The following is a 15,052-nucleotide window of genomic DNA, read 5'->3' as shown; positions in this document are numbered from 1 at the left end:
AATGATTGTGTCGTTATCCCGTCCACGGCTCCGTAGCCATTTAGCGGATCCCGGCCCCGATTATTTGTCCGCGACGACCGTGCAATGGCCGCCGCCCCTCAAAATGTCGCCGAAACCACCTTTTTCGTGGATCGAATAGACGATTATCGGAATGTTGTTTTCGCGCGCAAGTGCAATCGCGGCCGTATCCATGATCGCCAGCCCGCGTTTGATGACTTCCGCGTGGCTGATGCGGTCGAAGCGGACCGCGTCCGGGTCCTTCTTGGGATCGGCCGAATAGACCCCGTCGACCTGCGTGCCCTTGAACAGCGCGTCGGCGCCGATCTCCGCGGCGCGAAGCGCCGCGGCCGAATCGGTGGTGAAAAACGGGTTGCCGGTGCCGCCGGCGAAGATGACCACCTTGCCCTGGTTCATATAGGCGGTCGCCTGGCGCTGGGAAAAACTCTCGCACAGTTCCGGCATGGCGATCGCCGAGAGGACGACCGCATCGACGCCGATCTTGTTCAGCGAGGTGCGCAGCGCCAGCGAATTGATGACGGTGGCGAGCATGCCCATGTGGTCGCCGGTGACGCGGTCGCCGCCCTTGGAAGCCACCGCGACGCCGCGAAAGATGTTGCCGCCGCCGATGACGACGCCCACTTCGACGCCCAGCGCGCGCGCCTCGGCAATGTCGGCTGCGATGCGGTCGACCACCGAAACGTCGATGCCGAAATGCTGCTCTCCCATCAACGCTTCACCCGAAGCTTTCAGCACGACACGTCGATAGAGGGGCTTTTCCGTCATCTTGTTCCTCGGAATCTCGGCGCGGCAATTTTGGAGGCTAAACCCGCCCCCGCTTCGTCCGGCGATGCTGTCATGACGGGTTGACCCGATACACGAAGGGCGCGGCGATGTCACGCCGCGCCCTTGCGCAAAATTCCAGGCTTTCTCGGTCAGTTCCGCCTTGTGATCAATTGCCCTTTTTCAATCAGTTGCCCTTTTCAATCAGTTGCTTGAGATGCTGACCGCCTTGCCGTCGATCACGACCGGAGGCGAATAGCCGGCCGGCTTGTCGCCGGTCACGGCGCCTCCCGTCACACGGACCTGGATATCGGGCCCAAAATAGGAGTGCGGGAACGGTGCCGGCGCGGCGCTGACCTTTTCCAGCCGTTCGCGAAGCTCGGCGGGAATCGAAAAATCGAGCGCGCCGAGATTGTCCTGCAGTTGTGAGAGCTTCGTCGCCCCGAGAATGACCGAGGCGATGCCGGGCTGCGTCGCCACCCAGTTGAGCGCGACCTGAGCCATGCTGCGGCCAAGCTCGGCGGCCACCTTCTCGAGCTCCGCCACGATCGCCCAGTTGCGGTCGCTGAACTTCTGGAAGCCGGGATGCGTGGTGTTGCGGAAACCGTCGAGTCTCCCGGCATTGCCGTCTTGCGTCGGCTTGTATTTTCCGCTGAGCAGCCCACTGGCCAGCGGGCTCCACACCATGATGCCGGCGCCATGGTGCGTGGCGAACGGCACGTATTCATGTTCGATCGTGCGTTCGACCAGCGAATATTCCAGTTGCAGCGCCGAGACCGGCTCGTAGCAACGCAGTTCGGCGACCGCCTGGGCGCGGCTGGCATACCAGGCCGGCACGTCGGAAAGGCCGATATGGCGCACCTTGCCGGCGCGAACGAGGTCATCCAGCGTGCGCAGCACCTCCTCAGCCGGAGTGATCCTGTCCCAGACATGCAGCAGGTAAAGGTCGATATAGTCGGTGCCGAGCCGCTTCAGCGAGGCGTCGACCGCCCGCATGATGTTCTTGCGGCCATTGCCGCCGGCGTTGGGGTTGCCCGGCTCCGCGTTGAAGGTGAATTTGGTAGCGATCACCGCCTTGTCGCGCAGGCCGCGCTCGGCGACGAACTCGCCGAGCCAGGTCTCGCTGGTGCCGCCGGTGTAGAGGTCGGCCGTATCGAAGAAGTTGCCGCCCGCTTCGACATAGGCGTCGAAGATCGCGCGGGCAGTGTCCCTGTCTGTTCCCCAGCCCCATTCGGTGCCGAAGGTCATGGTGCCGAGCGCCAGCCGGCTGACGCGCAGGCCACTGTTGCCAAGCGTGTAATAGCTCATGGTCATGGTGGTTCTCCGATGCTGATCCGAGAAATTTGCCGACCGTCACTGGCCGGGGGTCGCCTTGACCCATGGGTTGCCGCGCTCATGCGTCATGCGGAAGGTGAAGCCGTCGACCTTCCAGCCAGACGCCGAGCGCGTCAGGTGGTGCTCATAGGTGCCCCAGACCTCCCAGAGCGGGTCGCCATTGCCTTCCATCCGGTTCCAGGCATAGCCGTTGGAATGGACAGTCGCGGCATTGGCCTCGAGCATGACGTGATGGTTGGTGCGCAGATGGAGGCTGGTCTTGCTGCCCTTGAGGTTGCCCGCCCAGGCGCCGATCAGATCGTCAGAGGCAATGTTGGCCGCGGGCTGACCGGACAGGCTGCTGAAATCGGCGGTGACGCGGTCGGCGAAATAGCTGCGGGCGAGTTTCCAGTCCTGCGCATCCACCGCCCGGTCGATGGCGTCGGCGATGCGGATCACCGCGCGCTCGTCGGCAAGAGCCTGCCAGCCGGCCGGTTCGGCGCCGCCGGCATCGACCGGCGCCAGCGCCATGCCTGCGACGAAAGTTACGTGTCTCAAGGCGTTCATGTCTGTTCTCCTCAGGTGACGGCTCAACACCGTGTTGGTGGACAACGTAGGTCAGGGTGCAGACATCGAGAAGATTGCATTGTTCGCATGGACTATGCGATATCGTTCATGAATGGATCGCGATCTGCTCACACATCTGCCAGTTGTCGTCGCCGTGGCGCGTCGCGGCGGCTTTGCGCTCGCCGCGGCTGAGCTCGGCATGAGCCCGTCGGCGGTCAGCCATGCGGTGCGGCTGATGGAAGAGCGCGTCGGCCAGCCGCTCTTCGCCCGCACGACGCGCAGCGTTTCGCTGACGGAAGCGGGCAAGGCGCTGGTGGAGACGGCGGCCCCAGCGCTCCAGGACATTGCCGAGCGGATGGACCGGATCCGCGCTATCAAGGGAAGGCCGGCCGGCCTGCTCAGGATCAACGCCTCCAACATAGCGATCCCCCTGGCAGTCACGCCGGTGGTCGCGGCCATGGCCGAACGCTACCCCGATGTGACGGTCGAGATCGTTGCCGACCAGGGACTTATCGATATTGTCGGCGAAGGTTTTGACGCCGGCATTCGGCTGGGTGAGATGATCGCGCAGGACATGGTGACCGTCAGGATGACGCCGCCGTTCAAGGCCGTTGTCGTCGCCTCGCCTGCCTATATCGGAAAGCGCGGCCGTCCGCGCGACGTGGCCGATCTCGCCAATCACAACTGCATAGGCTATCGGCTGGTCCGATCCGGCGCGCTATACCGCTGGGATCTGAACGACAACGGCAAGGATGTCGTCGTCGAGACACGCGGCACGGCCGTCGTCACGGATTCGCTTGGCGCCATCGACCTGGCGTTGGCCGGCGTCGGGCTCGCCTACGTCTTCGAGCCGCTGGTGCGGGCCGATCTCGCGGCCGGGCGCCTCACCCAGATCCTGCCGCAGACGGCGATCGAGGAGCCAGGCCTCTTCCTCTACTTCCCGCGCCGCGCTTCGACGGCGCCTAAGCTGAGGGCCTTTATCGACACCGCACAAGAAATCGGCCGGACATCCATGCGGACACCCGGCCGAGTTGCCTGAGCTCGTGAGCCCTTCACCTTAAGGAAGCGCCGCGCGCTCCCCCGGATCAGAGGCTATTTCTTGACCGCGGCCGCGACTTCCGCCGCGAAATCGGTCGTTTCCTTCTCGATGCCTTCACCGAGCGCGAAGCGCAGGTAAGCGGTGATCTTGGCCGGAGCGCCGATCTCCTTCTCGGCATCCTTCAGTGCCTTCTCGACGGTGATGTCGGGATTGAGCACGAAGGCCTGCTTCAAAAGCACGACCTCTTCATAGAACTTGCGCAGGCGGCCCTCGACCATCTTCTCGATAATGGCTTCCGGCTTGCCGGACTGGCGCGCCTGGTCGGAGAAGATCGCCTTTTCGCGCTCGACCAGCGCCGGATCGACTTCCTCGGCGCTCAGCGCGACCGGGTTGCTGGCGGCGACATGCATCGCGACCTGGCGGGCAAAGGCGTTGGCCGCATGCTCGTTGCCGGTGGTCTCGATCGCCACCAGCACGCCGAGCTTGCCGAGGCCGTCGGCAACCGCGTTGTGGACATAGGTCGCCACCGCGCCATGCGGCACGGTGAGCTTCGCCGAACGGCGGAAGTTGATGTTCTCGCCGATCGTGCCGACCGCGTCCTTGACGGTCTCGGTGACCGTCTTGTCGGAACCCGGATACTTGGCGGCGGCAACCGCTTCGGTCGTGCCATAGGCGAGCGCGACCTTCGCGACATTGCGGACCAGTTCCTGGAACTGCTCGTTGCGGGCGACGAAGTCGGTTTCGGAATTGACCTCGACAATGGCCGCTTCACGCACGCCGGCATCGACGCCGATCAGGCCCTCGGCGGCGGTGCGCCCGGCCTTCTTGTCGGCCTTGGAGATACCCTTCTTGCGCAGCCAGTCGACGGCCTCTTCCATGTTGCCGTTGGTCTCGTTCAACGCCGCCTTGCAGTCCATCATGCCCGCGCCGGTCAAGTCGCGGAGTTCTTTGACCTGTGCAGCCGAAATCGTCATTGTCGCCTCTTTGTTTCAAATGCGCCGACGCCCCAACCGGGACTCGGGTGATGCGCTCGGCAGAAGCGCTTTAGCGCGCCAATTTATTGGAAAGAGGAAGGCCGGAACCCGGCCTTCCTTATCAAGCTTCCGGAGCTTCGGTGGCCGGAGCGTCGAGTGCCGGCTCGACCGGAGCCTCGGCCGAAGCGCCGATGTCGACGCCGAGCGCGCCCTGTTGGCGGGCGATGCCGTCGATGGCGGCCTTGGCGATCAGATCGCAATAGAGCTGGATGGCGCGCGCCGCGTCATCGTTGCCGGGGATCGGGAAATCAATCTTGTCCGGGTCGCAGTTCGAATCGATGATGGCCACGACCGGAATGCCGAGGCGCTTGGCCTCGAGGATGGCGATCGCTTCCTTGTTGGTGTCGATGACGAACATCAGGTCCGGGGTCGAGCCCATGTCCTTGATACCGCCGAGAGCCTTGTTGAGCTTCTCGCGCTCACGATCGAGGTTCAAGCGCTCCTTCTTGGTGAGGCCCTGGGCCTCGCCGGCCAGCGTCTCGTCGAGCTTGCGCAGGCGCTGGATCGAGTTCGAGATCGTCTTCCAGTTGGTCAGCATGCCGCCCAGCCAACGCGAGTTGACATAGTACTGAGCCGAACGCTGCGCGGCGTCGGCGACGATGTCGGACGCCTGGCGCTTGGTGCCGACGAACAGCACGCGGCCGCCCTTGGCGACGGTGTCGGACACCTGCTTGAGCGCCTGGTGCAGCAGCGGCACCGTCTGCGACAGGTCGATGATGTGGATGTTGTTGCGGGCGCCATAGATGTAGGGCGCCATCTTCGGGTTCCAGCGATGGGTCTGGTGGCCGAAGTGAACACCAGCTTCCAAAAGCTGGCGCATGCTGAAATCTGGCAGAGCCATTCTTTAGTTCCTTTCCGGTTGGCCTCCACGGACACAGGCATTTCGGACGGGATGTCCTAATGCCACCGGAGGTTTCAGCCGGATTTCTCCCGGGCAGACACCAAAGTCCGTGTGTGGAATGAGCGCGCATATAGAGGGGAAGTCCGGCAAACGCAAGCCGTGCATCGCTGCGCGGCTCAACGTGCGGCAATCAGCGCACCGGTGCCGATCATCGCACCGCCGGCGAACCTGTTCATCAGGCGCATGCGCCTCGGGGTGTTGAACCACCCGGCTGCCCGGCCGGCCATCGCGGCGTAGATGCCCATCGTAATGACATTCACGCTGATCACGACAAGCACCACGAGCAGGCCATCGGCAAAGGTCATGGTGTCGAGGTTCAAGATCAGTGGCATGATGGAGGCGTGGAAGAGAATCCCCTTCGGATTGCCGAGCGCAATGGAGGCGCCGAGAATGAAGGACCGCGACAGCCGCGCCTGCGACCGAGGAGATTCGTCCGGTTGCTTGGCGGCGGCTCGCCACATCCTGATCCCGAGAAAGACGAGGTACGCGGCGCCCGCGTATTTCAGCAAAAGAAAAATCCATTCGAAGGTTTGGGCAAGCGCCACCAGTCCGAGCAGCGCCAGGGTGACCAGCACGGCGTCACCCGCGGCGACCCCTACACCGGCTATGAAAGCGCGCAAAAACCCACGTGACAGACCATTGGTGATGACCGCGAACATCGCCGGTCCGGGCGTGGCGGCTGCCAATGTGATTGCGACGCAATAGGCCAGGAACGCCGTCACCGTCATCGTCTCACCTTCCCATTCGGCACCCGCACACGGCGGAAGACCGTCACGATCTCCTCGCGGCTGCATTCGACGGCCCCGAGCCGCACCGCGCGGTCGCGCTCGAAGCCGGTTATATCGTAGTGCGGCGCCGACGTCTTGGGCGGCCCCTGGTAGGACGAGCGTTTGACGCCAAGTTCGGCGGCGAAGCGATGCAGTTCATCGACCTCGTCGGCAAGCAGGTGGCACCAGCGGTGGCCGGCCCATTTCCAGATCGCCGCATCGACATAGACTGCCATCAGGCTCGCCGCACTTGGTAAGCCTCACACATGGCGCCTTGAGGCCGGGCCCACAAGCCGGGTCGCCGATCGTCGGGAATCGCTATTTCGAAGCCGGGCAAGGCTTGGTCTGGTCGAACAGCGACAGGTTCACCAGCTTGCCGGTCATCGAGAAGTCGCCATAGTCCATGACGAGGTCGCGGGTGATGCCGTTCTCGTGCAGCTTGAAGCTGATCCGGTACTCCGGCACCTCCTCGCCGCTTTTGTCGGTATCGTCGAAATAGGCGATGTCGACCGGCCAATATTTGTCCGAGGCGAGCTTGGCTAGCGCCGGCGCTTCCGGATCCGTCTTGTCGGCATCAGTCTTCTTGCCGACGATGACGGTAGTGGCCATCACCTTGTTGGCGTCCTCGGAGCCGTCGAACAGATTGGTCTGGTAGAAGTTCTCACCATTCTCGGCCTTGCCGATCAGCTCGACCAGATGCTGGGTCGGGAACTGCGTGGCCGCGAGCTCGAGGCTGCTCTTCTCCGGCTTGTCGATATCAACCTTGAGGCCCTTCGCCTCCCTGGTGGCGGTGCCTCTCACCTCCTTGTCGAGGTTCTGGTCGACGAAGGATTTGGTCACGAAGGAAAAGGTCTTGCCTTCGGCGTCCTCGAAAGTCGTCGTCTGCTGGTCGGTCAGCCTGGTGTTGTCGTTGGTGACGATCTGGGTAACGAAGCGGAACTTGACCGTATAACCTTCGCAGGCCGAGCCGTTGAACTCATAGACCATGCGGCCGGTGATGCCGGTGATGCCCGAACGGTCGGACGCTTTGTTGAGCGTCAGATCGTAGACGGCGCGATGCGCCTGCAACGCCGGCACCGCAAAGGCCGGCGCCATCGGATACGCCGCCGAGATGCAGGCGGCGGCGAGGAAAAGGCGCGTTGCGCGCATACGTTGCTCCGATCGTCGCGGTCATGGGCAGGCCGCAGGGAAAGATAGTCCAGCTTAAAAAAAGTCGTGGCGGAAGCGAGGCAAAAATAGCAATTTCGGCCCGGCCAACGCGGCGTCTTCCAGCAATAGGGAAAACCAATGAGCGAAACAATCGAAAAGCGGCTAAGCGATCTCGGCGTGACCATTCCGGCCGCCGCCGCGCCTGCCGCCAACTACGTGCCCTATTGCCGCACCGGCAACATGCTGTTCACCGCCGGCCAGCTGCCATTGAAGGACGGCAAGCTGCAGGCAAGCGGGCTGCTCGGCCGCGACATCGACACGGCCGCCGGCAAGGAGGGCGCGAAATACTGCGCCATCAACATCCTGGCGCAGGCCAAGGCTGCCCTGGGCGATCTCGAGAAGATCCGCCGGCTGGTCAAGATCACCGTCTTCGTCGCTTCCGCGCCGGATTTCGTCGAGCAGCATCTGGTCGCCAACGGCGCCTCCGACTTTCTGGTCGCGGCCCTCGGCGAGCGCGGCAAGCATGCCCGCTCCGCTGTCGGCACCGCCTCGCTGCCGCTCAATGCCGCGGTCGAGATCGAAGCGATCTTCGAAGTCGAGTGAGGCGTGAAATGACCGACCTGTCTTGGCTGATCGCGCGGCCTGTCGCCCATCGCGGTTTTCACGACATGAACAAGACGCGCTGGGAAAACACGCTGTCGGCTTTCGCCGCGGCGGCCGAGCGCGGCTATGCCATCGAATGTGACGTGCATATCTCGTCGGACGGCGTCCCGGTCATCATCCATGACGGCGACCTGAAACGGCTGACCGGCCAGGACGGGTTCGTCTGGCAACGCACCGCGGCCGAGCTGGCGACGCTGAGGATCGGCGGGACCAAGGACCATGTGCCGACGTTGCAGGAAGCGCTCGACCTGATCGACGGCCGCGTGCCGCTGGTTGTCGAGCTGAAAGGTGTACCCGGCCACGACACGGGCCTTGTTGCAAGCGTCGGCCGGCTGCTCAAGCCCTACAAGGGCAAGGTCGCGATCATGTCGTTCGATCACTGGCTGATCCGCGATTTCGCCAAGGACGCGCCGGGCATCCCCGGCGGGCTAACCGCTTACGGCAGGGACAACCAGTTGATCGAAGCGCATTTCGCCATGCTGGCGCACGACCTCGCCTTCACCTCCTATGCCGCCGGCGATCTGCCGAACCCCTTCGTCAGCTTCGTCCGCGAGAAGCTCAAAATGCCTGTCATCACCTGGACCGTGCATGACCAGCCGGCGGTCGACCTCACCTTCAAATATGCCGACCAGATGACCTTCGAGGGCTTTGAGCCAGATCTGGTGAAAGTCGCCTAGAGGCAGATGATTCCAGAATCGAAACGACCTGAAATCCGAAGTGCCTCAAACGTGACTTGTAGCGGCCCGGGCGGAGCTTAAATAAGCCCCATGGATCAAGGCGACGACGATGATGGACAAGAAGCGAACGCGGACTATGCGATCCGCGTCGCGGCGGGCATCGGCGCGTTCACCTGCGAGGAATGGAACGGCTTTGCCGGAACCACGCGCAACGACAAAGAAAATGGCTACAACCCACTGGTTTCATTCGCTTTTCTAAGCGCCTTGGAGGACTCCGGCTGCGCCATCCGGCGCACCGGCTGGCAAGGTCATCATCTCAGGTTGGAAACCGCGCAAGGCAGGCTGCTTGGGGCCGTTCCCTGCTATCTCAAATCGCACAGCCAGGGCGAATATGTCTTCGACCACGGCTGGTCGGACGCCTTCGAGCGCGCCGGCGGCCGCTACTATCCCAAGCTGCAATGCTCGGTGCCGTTCACCCCGGTCACCGGCCCTCGCCTGCTGGTCAGCAAAGGCGAGAGTGAAGGCGCGGTGCGGGCAGGCCTGGCGGAGGGCCTGAAGCTCGTGACCGACAAGCTCGGCGTCTCATCCGCGCACGTCACCTTCGCCAACGAGCCCGATGTCGCGACGCTGGAAGCGGCCGGCTTCCTGCATCGCACCGACCAGCAGTTCCATTTCTTCAACGAAGGCTTTTCGACCTATGACGACTTCCTCGCCACGCTGGCCTCGCGCAAGCGCAAGGCGATGAAGAAGGAACGTCGCGAGGCGCTCGCCGACGGCATCTCGATCGACTGGCTGACCGGCAAGGACATCACCGAAAAAGCCTGGGACGATTTCTTCGCCTTTTACATGGATACCGGCGGCCGCAAATGGGGCCGGCCCTACCTCAACCGCCAGTTCTTCTCGCTGATCGGCGAACGCATGGCCGACGACATCCTTCTGGTGATGGCAAAGCGCAATGGCCGCTACATCGCCGGCGCCATCAACTTCATCGGTTCCGACGCGCTGTACGGCCGCAACTGGGGCTGCATCGAGGACCACCCTTTCCTGCATTTCGAGGTCTGCTACCATCAGGCGATCGACTTCGCCATCGAGCGCAAGCTCAAGGTGGTGGAAGCCGGCGCACAAGGTGAGCACAAGTTGGCGCGCGGCTATCGGCCGGTGACCATGCATTCGGCGCACTACATCTCGCATCCCGGCCTGCGCAACGCCGTTGCCGATTACCTCAGGCGCGAGCGGCGCGAGGTCGAGCGTATGGGCGAATATCTCGAGGAGCACACGCCGTTCCGCAAAGATCTTCACGAATAATCTTGGGCAGCGAAAAAGGCGGCTTGCCGGCAGATCGCGCCAATCGCCTTGCCGCTCGGATGCGGCTTCGCTACACCGGACGGCGAATGCAATTGGGAGCGTCCCGCCATGGCTGAAGCCTATGATCCCGGCAACATCTTCGCGAAAATCCTGCGCGGCGAGATTCCATCGCACCGCGTCTATGAGGACGACGCCGTCGTCGCCTTCATGGACGTGATGCCGCAAGGCACGGGCCACACGCTGGTCGTGCCGAAGGCGCCGTCTCGCAACATGCTCGACGCCGATCCGGCAACGTTCGCTCCGCTGTTTGCGGTCGTGCAGAAGGTGGCCGTGGCGGTGAAAAAGGCTTTCGATGCCGACGGCGTCACCATCATGCAGTTCAACGAGCCGGCTTCGGGACAGACCGTCTACCATCTCCATGTCCACGTCGTGCCGCGCTTCGAAGGCGTGCCGCTGAAGCCGCATTCCGGCCAGATGGAGAGGCCGGAGGTGCTGGCCGAGAATGCCGGCAAGATCCGGGCGGCTCTGGCGGGCTGAGATGGGCCGAAATCAAAAGTTCAGACAAAGTCCCGCCAGCAGCAGAAACTCGGCTGTGGCGATGCCGACGACCATGCGCTTTCCCGCCACCAGATAGGCGACGAAACCTAGGGCCGCCGCCGCTATCCTCAAGCCAAGCGAAGTGTGCGCAAGCGCGCCGCCTGGAAAGACAATCAGGTTGCCGATGACGGCGGCAACAAGCGCCGTCGCCATGGTGCGAACCAGTACCAGCAGGTCTGAATCTTCGGAAAGCTTGCCGCTAAGATAGACACCGAGGAAGCGCCAGATATCCGTCGCGGCGAAACCGGCGACGAGAATGAACAGGTATGGCCACCACCAGGCGCCGCTGGAAAAGTAACTCACGCCGCGCGCACCTTGCGCCGCCACAATTGCGAGCCATAGGCGACCGTGCCGCCGATCAGTCCGGCAACCAGCAAATCGATCTGCGGCAACACTATGTGGAAGACCGGTCCGAGGACGAGACCCAGGACCATTGCCACGTGCCCTGCCCGTTCGCGTGCGGACCCCCACAACGAGGTCAGGAAATACATCGGCGTCAACATCAGCAACGCCGCCGAAACGGCGGACGGCAGCGCATCCGCCACCGCATAGACGACGGTCACGACGATGACATTCGTCGTCACCAGCGTGCCGCCGAGGCCGGCATAGTAAGTCGTACGCATGTGAGGCGGGACGCGCTTGAGGCGCTCCATGGCCAGCACCCAGGAGGTCACGGCCACGAAATGCGCCAGGAGATAGAGCACGCATTGCCGGGTTTTCCCGGCGCGCATCTCGGGTGCTAGCGCCATCACCATCGGCATCAGACGTATCGCCGACAACGTGACGGCGAGGATTGCCGCCGGCAGCGCCGCTCCCGACGCAATCGCGCCCACCAGCACGACCATGGATGGCAGCGCCCACACCGTTCCGGTCATGAAAGCGGCCTGTGTGGCCGTGACCCCGGCGTCTTTCGCCAAGGCGGCAAAGCCAATGAACGAGCTGACGAGGATCAGGCCAGGCAGGGAAAAGGCCGCGCGGACACCACGCAGGAACCAGATGGAACGAAGCGCTGTGGCGTCCGAGGTCCAAGTCGACATATGCCGGCCATAGCATGCGCGGCCACGGGATGCGACCGCACCGAAAGCGGCGCATCGTCTTTCCATTGATCCAGGAAAATCTATTGGCGGTTGGAGGACATCGGCCACGCGGGCAACCACAACCCCTGCCCGAAAACGCCGGCAAGATCCGTGCGGCATTTTCACGTTCTCCCTCGCAACAAAAAAGCCCCGTCGCCGGGGCTTTTCTGCAATTCGGGATAAGGCCTATCAGCTCTTGCGCGGCAGTTGCGGCACAAGGCTGCGCTTGTTGCCGTCCTTGCCTTTCGGCTCCGGCTTCTGCGCCACGGCCTTCTTGGGCGCAGGCCTCTTGGCCACTGCCTTTTTCGGCTTCGGCGCGTCTTCCGGCTCTTCCTTCTTCGGCTGCACCGGCGACTCGTCGGCGAGCGACTCGAGCTTCAGGCCGGACTCGCCGGTTTCCTTCTTCTCGACGGTGACGCGCACGGTGCCGCCCTTCTTGAGCTTGCCGAACAGCACTTCGTCCGCGAGCGGCTTCTTGATGTGCTCCTGGATGACGCGGCCGAGCGGCCGCGCGCCCATGCGCTCGTCATATCCCTTGTCGGCCAGCCAGGCGATCGCGTCCTGCGACAGGTCGAAGGTGACGCCACGCTCGGAGAGCTGGGCCTCGAGCTGCATGACGAACTTCTGCACCACCTGATGGATCACCGGCACCGGCAGCGAACCGAACGGGATGATCGCGTCTAGGCGGTTGCGGAACTCCGGCGTGAACAGCCGGTTGATCGCCTCGACGTCGTCGCCTTCGCGCTTGGTCGAGCCGAAGCCGATCGCCGCGCGCTGCGCATCCGACGCACCCGCATTGGTGGTCATGATCAGGATCACGTTGCGGAAGTCGATCTGCTTGCCGTTATGGTCGGTCAGCTTGCCATGGTCCATCACCTGCAACAGGATGTTGAACAGGTCCGGATGCGCCTTTTCAACTTCGTCGAGCAGCAGCACGCAGTGCGGATGCTGGTCGACGCCGTCCGTGAGCAAGCCGCCCTGGTCGAAGCCGACATAGCCGGGAGGCGCGCCGATCAGCCGCGAGACGGTGTGGCGCTCCATATATTCCGACATATCGAAGCGGATCAGCTCGACGCCGAGCGAGGCGGCAAGCTGCTTGGCCACTTCCGTCTTGCCGACGCCGGTCGGACCCGAGAACAGGTAGGAGCCGATCGGCTTCTCCGGTTCACGCAGGCCGGCGCGCGCCAGCTTGATCGCCGAGGTCAGCGCGGTGATGGCCGTATCCTGGCCGTAGACGACGCGCTTCAGCTCGACATCGAGACCCTGCAGCACCTTCTCGTCATCCGCAGAGACCGTCTTCGGCGGGATGCGCGCCATGGTGGCGATCGTCGCCTCGATCTCCTTGATGCCGATCGTCTTCTTGCGCTTGGCCTCCGGCACCAGCATCTGCGAGGCGCCGGTCTCGTCGATCACGTCGATCGCCTTGTCCGGCAGCTTGCGGTCGTTGATGTAGCGCGCCGACAGCTCGACCGAGGCCTTGATCGCCTCGCTCGTGTAGCGAACCTTGTGGAACTCCTCGAAATAGGGCTTCAGGCCCTTCATGATCTCGATGGCGTCCTCGATGGTCGGCTCGTTGACGTCGATCTTCTGGAAGCGCCGTACAAGCGCGCGGTCCTTCTCGAAGAACTGGCGGAACTCCTTATAGGTGGTCGAGCCGATGCAGCGGATGGCGCCGGACGACAGCGCCGGCTTCAGGAGGTTCGATGCATCCATGGCGCCGCCGGATGTGGCGCCCGCACCGATCACGGTGTGGATCTCGTCGATGAACAGCACCGCGCCCGGATAGTCCTCGAGCTCCTTCACCACTTGCTTCAGCCGCTCCTCGAAGTCGCCGCGATAGCGGGTGCCGGCCAACAACGTGCCCATGTCGAGCGCGAAGATGGTGGCATCCTGCAGCACTTCCGGCACATCGTCTTCGACGATGCGCTTGGCCAGCCCCTCGGCGATCGCCGTCTTGCCGACGCCCGGGTCGCCGACATAGAGCGGATTGTTCTTGGAGCGGCGGCACAGCACCTGGATGGTGCGGTTGATCTCGCTGTCGCGGCCGATCAGCGGGTCGATCTTGCCGGCCCGCGCCTTGTTGTTGAGGTTGACGCAGTAGGCTGTCAGCGCGTCCTGCTGCTTCTTCTTGCCGTTTTCCTCCTGCGGCTCGGCGCCGTTCTGGCCGCCCTGCTCGTCCTCGGCGCCGCGCGGGGTGCGCGATTCCGAAGCGCCCGGACGCTTGGCAATGCCATGCGAGATGTAGTTGACCGCGTCGTAGCGGGTCATCTGCTGTTCCTGCAGGAAATAGGCGGCATGGCTTTCGCGCTCGGCAAAGATGGCGACGAGCACGTTGGCGCCGGACACTTCCTCGCGGCCAGACGACTGCACGTGGATCACGGCGCGCTGGATGACGCGCTGGAAGCCGGCGGTCGGCTTGGAATCCTCGTCGTAACCGGTGACCAGGTTGTCGAGCTCGGTGTCGATATAGGTGAGAACCGTGTGCTTGAGCTCATCGAGATCGACGTTGCAGGCGCGCATGACGGCGGCCGCCTCGGTGTCGTCGATCAGGGCAAGCAGCAGATGTTCGAGCGTCGCATACTCGTGATGCCGCTCGTTGGCGAATGTCAGCGCCTGATGTAGCGCCTTTTCCAGGCCTTGGGAGAAAGCCGGCATGTTACCTCACTTCTTCTCCATCACGCATTGCAGCGGATGCTGATTCTGTCGGGCGAAATCCATGACCTGGGACACTTTGGTCTCGGCCACCTCGAATGTGTAGACACCGCACTCGCCCACTCCATGATTGTGAACATGAAGCATGATGCGCGTGGCGGCCTCGCGGTCCTTTTGGAAAAAACGCTCCAGGACGTGAACGACGAACTCCATGGGAGTGTAGTCGTCGTTCAGAATGAGGACCCGGTAAAGACTAGGCTTCTTGGTCTTGGTTTTGGTGCGCGTGATGACAGCGGTGCCGCGACCGGGATCGTTGCGGTCGCCGTCACTTTGCATTCGCACCACGCCTGCCGTGGCAGTCAAACCGATCGTCACGTAGTCCAGCCTTTTCGAATCCTCATGCGAGTTCAACATGTAGGTTCTCGATGGACGATTTTAAGCCCTTCTGTTTAGCTGACAATATGGCTAGGTGGGCAAACCTCAGCGAATTTCTCAATCGTGAATGCGGCAACGTGCATAGGGTTGCGATCT

General features: G+C 63.1%; 17 protein-coding genes. 5 read left to right on the top strand and 12 right to left on the bottom strand.

Annotated elements, in window-relative coordinates; all coding sequences use genetic code 11:
- Positions 1 to 60 precede the first annotated feature (60 nt).
- The 3 genes from pyrH to EN869_RS14160 all read right to left on the bottom strand — a co-directional run bounded on the left by pyrH (position 61) and on the right by EN869_RS14160 (position 2,661).
- The gene (gene pyrH / locus EN869_RS14170; RefSeq protein ID WP_127226366.1) at positions 61 to 783 is read right to left on the bottom strand and encodes a UMP kinase; all 723 of its coding nucleotides are present in this window, start codon (positions 781 to 783) and stop codon (positions 61 to 63) included.
- A gap of 201 nt (positions 784 to 984) precedes the next feature.
- Positions 985 to 2,094 carry an aldo/keto reductase gene (locus tag EN869_RS14165; protein ID WP_127226364.1) on the bottom strand — a complete coding sequence of 370 codons (1,110 nt, stop codon included), beginning with the start codon at positions 2,092 to 2,094 and terminating at the stop codon, positions 985 to 987.
- A gap of 39 nt (positions 2,095 to 2,133) precedes the next feature.
- On the bottom strand, positions 2,134 to 2,661 hold the full coding sequence (locus EN869_RS14160) for a nuclear transport factor 2 family protein (protein WP_127226362.1): 528 nt from the start codon (positions 2,659 to 2,661) through the stop codon (positions 2,134 to 2,136).
- A gap of 112 nt (positions 2,662 to 2,773) precedes the next feature.
- Between EN869_RS14160 and EN869_RS14155 the strand changes: the two genes are divergently transcribed.
- Positions 2,774 to 3,700: a LysR family transcriptional regulator gene (locus EN869_RS14155; RefSeq protein ID WP_127226360.1), complete on the top strand. Its 927-nt coding sequence runs from the start codon at positions 2,774 to 2,776 to the stop codon at positions 3,698 to 3,700.
- A 53-nt stretch (positions 3,701 to 3,753) separates the two neighbouring features.
- Here EN869_RS14155 and tsf read toward each other — a convergent pair whose 3' ends face one another.
- The 5 genes from tsf to EN869_RS14130 form a co-directional block, all read right to left on the bottom strand.
- On the bottom strand, positions 3,754 to 4,674 hold the full coding sequence (gene tsf / locus EN869_RS14150) for a translation elongation factor Ts (RefSeq protein WP_127226358.1): 921 nt from the start codon (positions 4,672 to 4,674) through the stop codon (positions 3,754 to 3,756).
- A 121-nt stretch (positions 4,675 to 4,795) separates the two neighbouring features.
- Positions 4,796 to 5,575, bottom strand: coding sequence for a 30S ribosomal protein S2 (rpsB, locus tag EN869_RS14145; protein ID WP_127226356.1), 780 nt, complete (start codon positions 5,573 to 5,575; stop codon positions 4,796 to 4,798).
- A 176-nt stretch (positions 5,576 to 5,751) separates the two neighbouring features.
- Positions 5,752 to 6,363, bottom strand: a complete 612-nt coding sequence (locus EN869_RS14140) for a LysE family translocator (protein ID WP_127226354.1) — start codon at positions 6,361 to 6,363, stop codon at positions 5,752 to 5,754.
- Entirely contained in the window at positions 6,360 to 6,638 is a 279-nt protein-coding gene (locus EN869_RS14135; protein ID WP_127226352.1) for a DUF4031 domain-containing protein, read from the bottom strand. The genes EN869_RS14140 and EN869_RS14135 overlap by 4 nt, the downstream gene beginning before the upstream one ends.
- 82 nt (positions 6,639 to 6,720) lie before the next feature.
- Positions 6,721 to 7,551, bottom strand: coding sequence for a cell envelope integrity EipB family protein (locus EN869_RS14130; protein WP_127226350.1), 831 nt, complete (start codon positions 7,549 to 7,551; stop codon positions 6,721 to 6,723).
- Between the two features lie 138 nt (positions 7,552 to 7,689).
- On the opposite strand from EN869_RS14130, the gene EN869_RS14125 reads away from it, so the two are divergent.
- The 4 genes from EN869_RS14125 (at position 7,690) to EN869_RS14110 (ending at position 10,733) form a co-directional block, all read left to right on the top strand.
- Entirely contained in the window at positions 7,690 to 8,154 is a 465-nt protein-coding gene (locus EN869_RS14125) for a RidA family protein (RefSeq protein WP_127226348.1), read from the top strand.
- A gap of 8 nt (positions 8,155 to 8,162) precedes the next feature.
- Entirely contained in the window at positions 8,163 to 8,891 is a 729-nt protein-coding gene (locus EN869_RS14120; RefSeq protein ID WP_127226346.1) for a glycerophosphodiester phosphodiesterase, read from the top strand.
- Positions 8,892 to 8,981: 90 nt separating this feature from the next.
- A complete protein-coding gene (locus EN869_RS14115) occupies positions 8,982 to 10,196 on the top strand; it encodes a GNAT family N-acetyltransferase (RefSeq protein ID WP_127226344.1) in 1,215 nt (404 codons plus the stop codon).
- A gap of 108 nt (positions 10,197 to 10,304) precedes the next feature.
- The gene (locus EN869_RS14110) at positions 10,305 to 10,733 is read left to right on the top strand and encodes an HIT domain-containing protein (RefSeq protein ID WP_127226342.1); all 429 of its coding nucleotides are present in this window, start codon (positions 10,305 to 10,307) and stop codon (positions 10,731 to 10,733) included.
- Positions 10,734 to 10,745: 12 nt separating this feature from the next.
- Here EN869_RS14110 and EN869_RS14105 read toward each other — a convergent pair whose 3' ends face one another.
- The 4 genes from EN869_RS14105 to clpS form a co-directional block, all read right to left on the bottom strand.
- Positions 10,746 to 11,096 carry an AzlD domain-containing protein gene (locus tag EN869_RS14105; RefSeq protein ID WP_127226555.1) on the bottom strand — a complete coding sequence of 117 codons (351 nt, stop codon included), beginning with the start codon at positions 11,094 to 11,096 and terminating at the stop codon, positions 10,746 to 10,748.
- Complete coding sequence (locus EN869_RS14100; RefSeq protein ID WP_127226340.1) at positions 11,093 to 11,830, bottom strand: AzlC family ABC transporter permease; 738 nt, start codon at positions 11,828 to 11,830, stop codon at positions 11,093 to 11,095. The genes EN869_RS14105 and EN869_RS14100 overlap by 4 nt, the downstream gene beginning before the upstream one ends.
- Before the next feature lie 228 nt (positions 11,831 to 12,058).
- Entirely contained in the window at positions 12,059 to 14,524 is a 2,466-nt protein-coding gene (clpA, locus tag EN869_RS14095; protein ID WP_127226338.1) for an ATP-dependent Clp protease ATP-binding subunit ClpA, read from the bottom strand.
- Between the two features lie 6 nt (positions 14,525 to 14,530).
- A complete protein-coding gene (clpS, locus tag EN869_RS14090) occupies positions 14,531 to 14,857 on the bottom strand; it encodes an ATP-dependent Clp protease adapter ClpS (protein ID WP_040972327.1) in 327 nt (108 codons plus the stop codon).
- Positions 14,858 to 15,052: the final 195 nt, after the last annotated feature.

Source organism: Mesorhizobium sp. M2D.F.Ca.ET.226.01.1.1 (assembly GCF_004022705.2).
GTDB lineage: Bacteria > Pseudomonadota > Alphaproteobacteria > Rhizobiales > Rhizobiaceae > Mesorhizobium.
The sequence above is the reverse complement of the archived record's forward strand: the minus strand, read 5'-3'. Positions and strand labels throughout refer to the sequence as shown.

Excerpts from the sequence above, each read along its gene's own strand:
- EN869_RS14160 (WP_127226362.1), bottom strand. The coding sequence starts at position 2,661 with ATGAACGCCTTGAGACACGTAACTTTCGTCGCAGGCATGGCGCTGGCG.
- EN869_RS14155 (WP_127226360.1), top strand. The coding sequence starts at position 2,774 with ATGGATCGCGATCTGCTCACACATCTGCCAGTTGTCGTCGCCGTGGCG.
- EN869_RS14120 (WP_127226346.1), top strand. The coding sequence starts at position 8,163 with ATGACCGACCTGTCTTGGCTGATCGCGCGGCCTGTCGCCCATCGCGGT.
- EN869_RS14100 (WP_127226340.1), bottom strand. The coding sequence starts at position 11,830 with ATGTCGACTTGGACCTCGGACGCCACAGCGCTTCGTTCCATCTGGTTC.
- tsf (WP_127226358.1), bottom strand. The coding sequence starts at position 4,674 with ATGACGATTTCGGCTGCACAGGTCAAAGAACTCCGCGACTTGACCGGC.
- EN869_RS14135 (WP_127226352.1), bottom strand. The coding sequence starts at position 6,638 with ATGGCAGTCTATGTCGATGCGGCGATCTGGAAATGGGCCGGCCACCGC.
- EN869_RS14125 (WP_127226348.1), top strand. The coding sequence starts at position 7,690 with ATGAGCGAAACAATCGAAAAGCGGCTAAGCGATCTCGGCGTGACCATT.
- rpsB (WP_127226356.1), bottom strand. The coding sequence starts at position 5,575 with ATGGCTCTGCCAGATTTCAGCATGCGCCAGCTTTTGGAAGCTGGTGTT.
- EN869_RS14130 (WP_127226350.1), bottom strand. The coding sequence starts at position 7,551 with ATGCGCGCAACGCGCCTTTTCCTCGCCGCCGCCTGCATCTCGGCGGCG.
- clpA (WP_127226338.1), bottom strand. The coding sequence starts at position 14,524 with ATGCCGGCTTTCTCCCAAGGCCTGGAAAAGGCGCTACATCAGGCGCTG.
- EN869_RS14165 (WP_127226364.1), bottom strand. The coding sequence starts at position 2,094 with ATGACCATGAGCTATTACACGCTTGGCAACAGTGGCCTGCGCGTCAGC.
- EN869_RS14110 (WP_127226342.1), top strand. The coding sequence starts at position 10,305 with ATGGCTGAAGCCTATGATCCCGGCAACATCTTCGCGAAAATCCTGCGC.
- EN869_RS14140 (WP_127226354.1), bottom strand. The coding sequence starts at position 6,363 with ATGACGGTGACGGCGTTCCTGGCCTATTGCGTCGCAATCACATTGGCA.
- clpS (WP_040972327.1), bottom strand. The coding sequence starts at position 14,857 with ATGCAAAGTGACGGCGACCGCAACGATCCCGGTCGCGGCACCGCTGTC.
- pyrH (WP_127226366.1), bottom strand. The coding sequence starts at position 783 with ATGACGGAAAAGCCCCTCTATCGACGTGTCGTGCTGAAAGCTTCGGGT.
- EN869_RS14115 (WP_127226344.1), top strand. The coding sequence starts at position 8,982 with ATGGATCAAGGCGACGACGATGATGGACAAGAAGCGAACGCGGACTAT.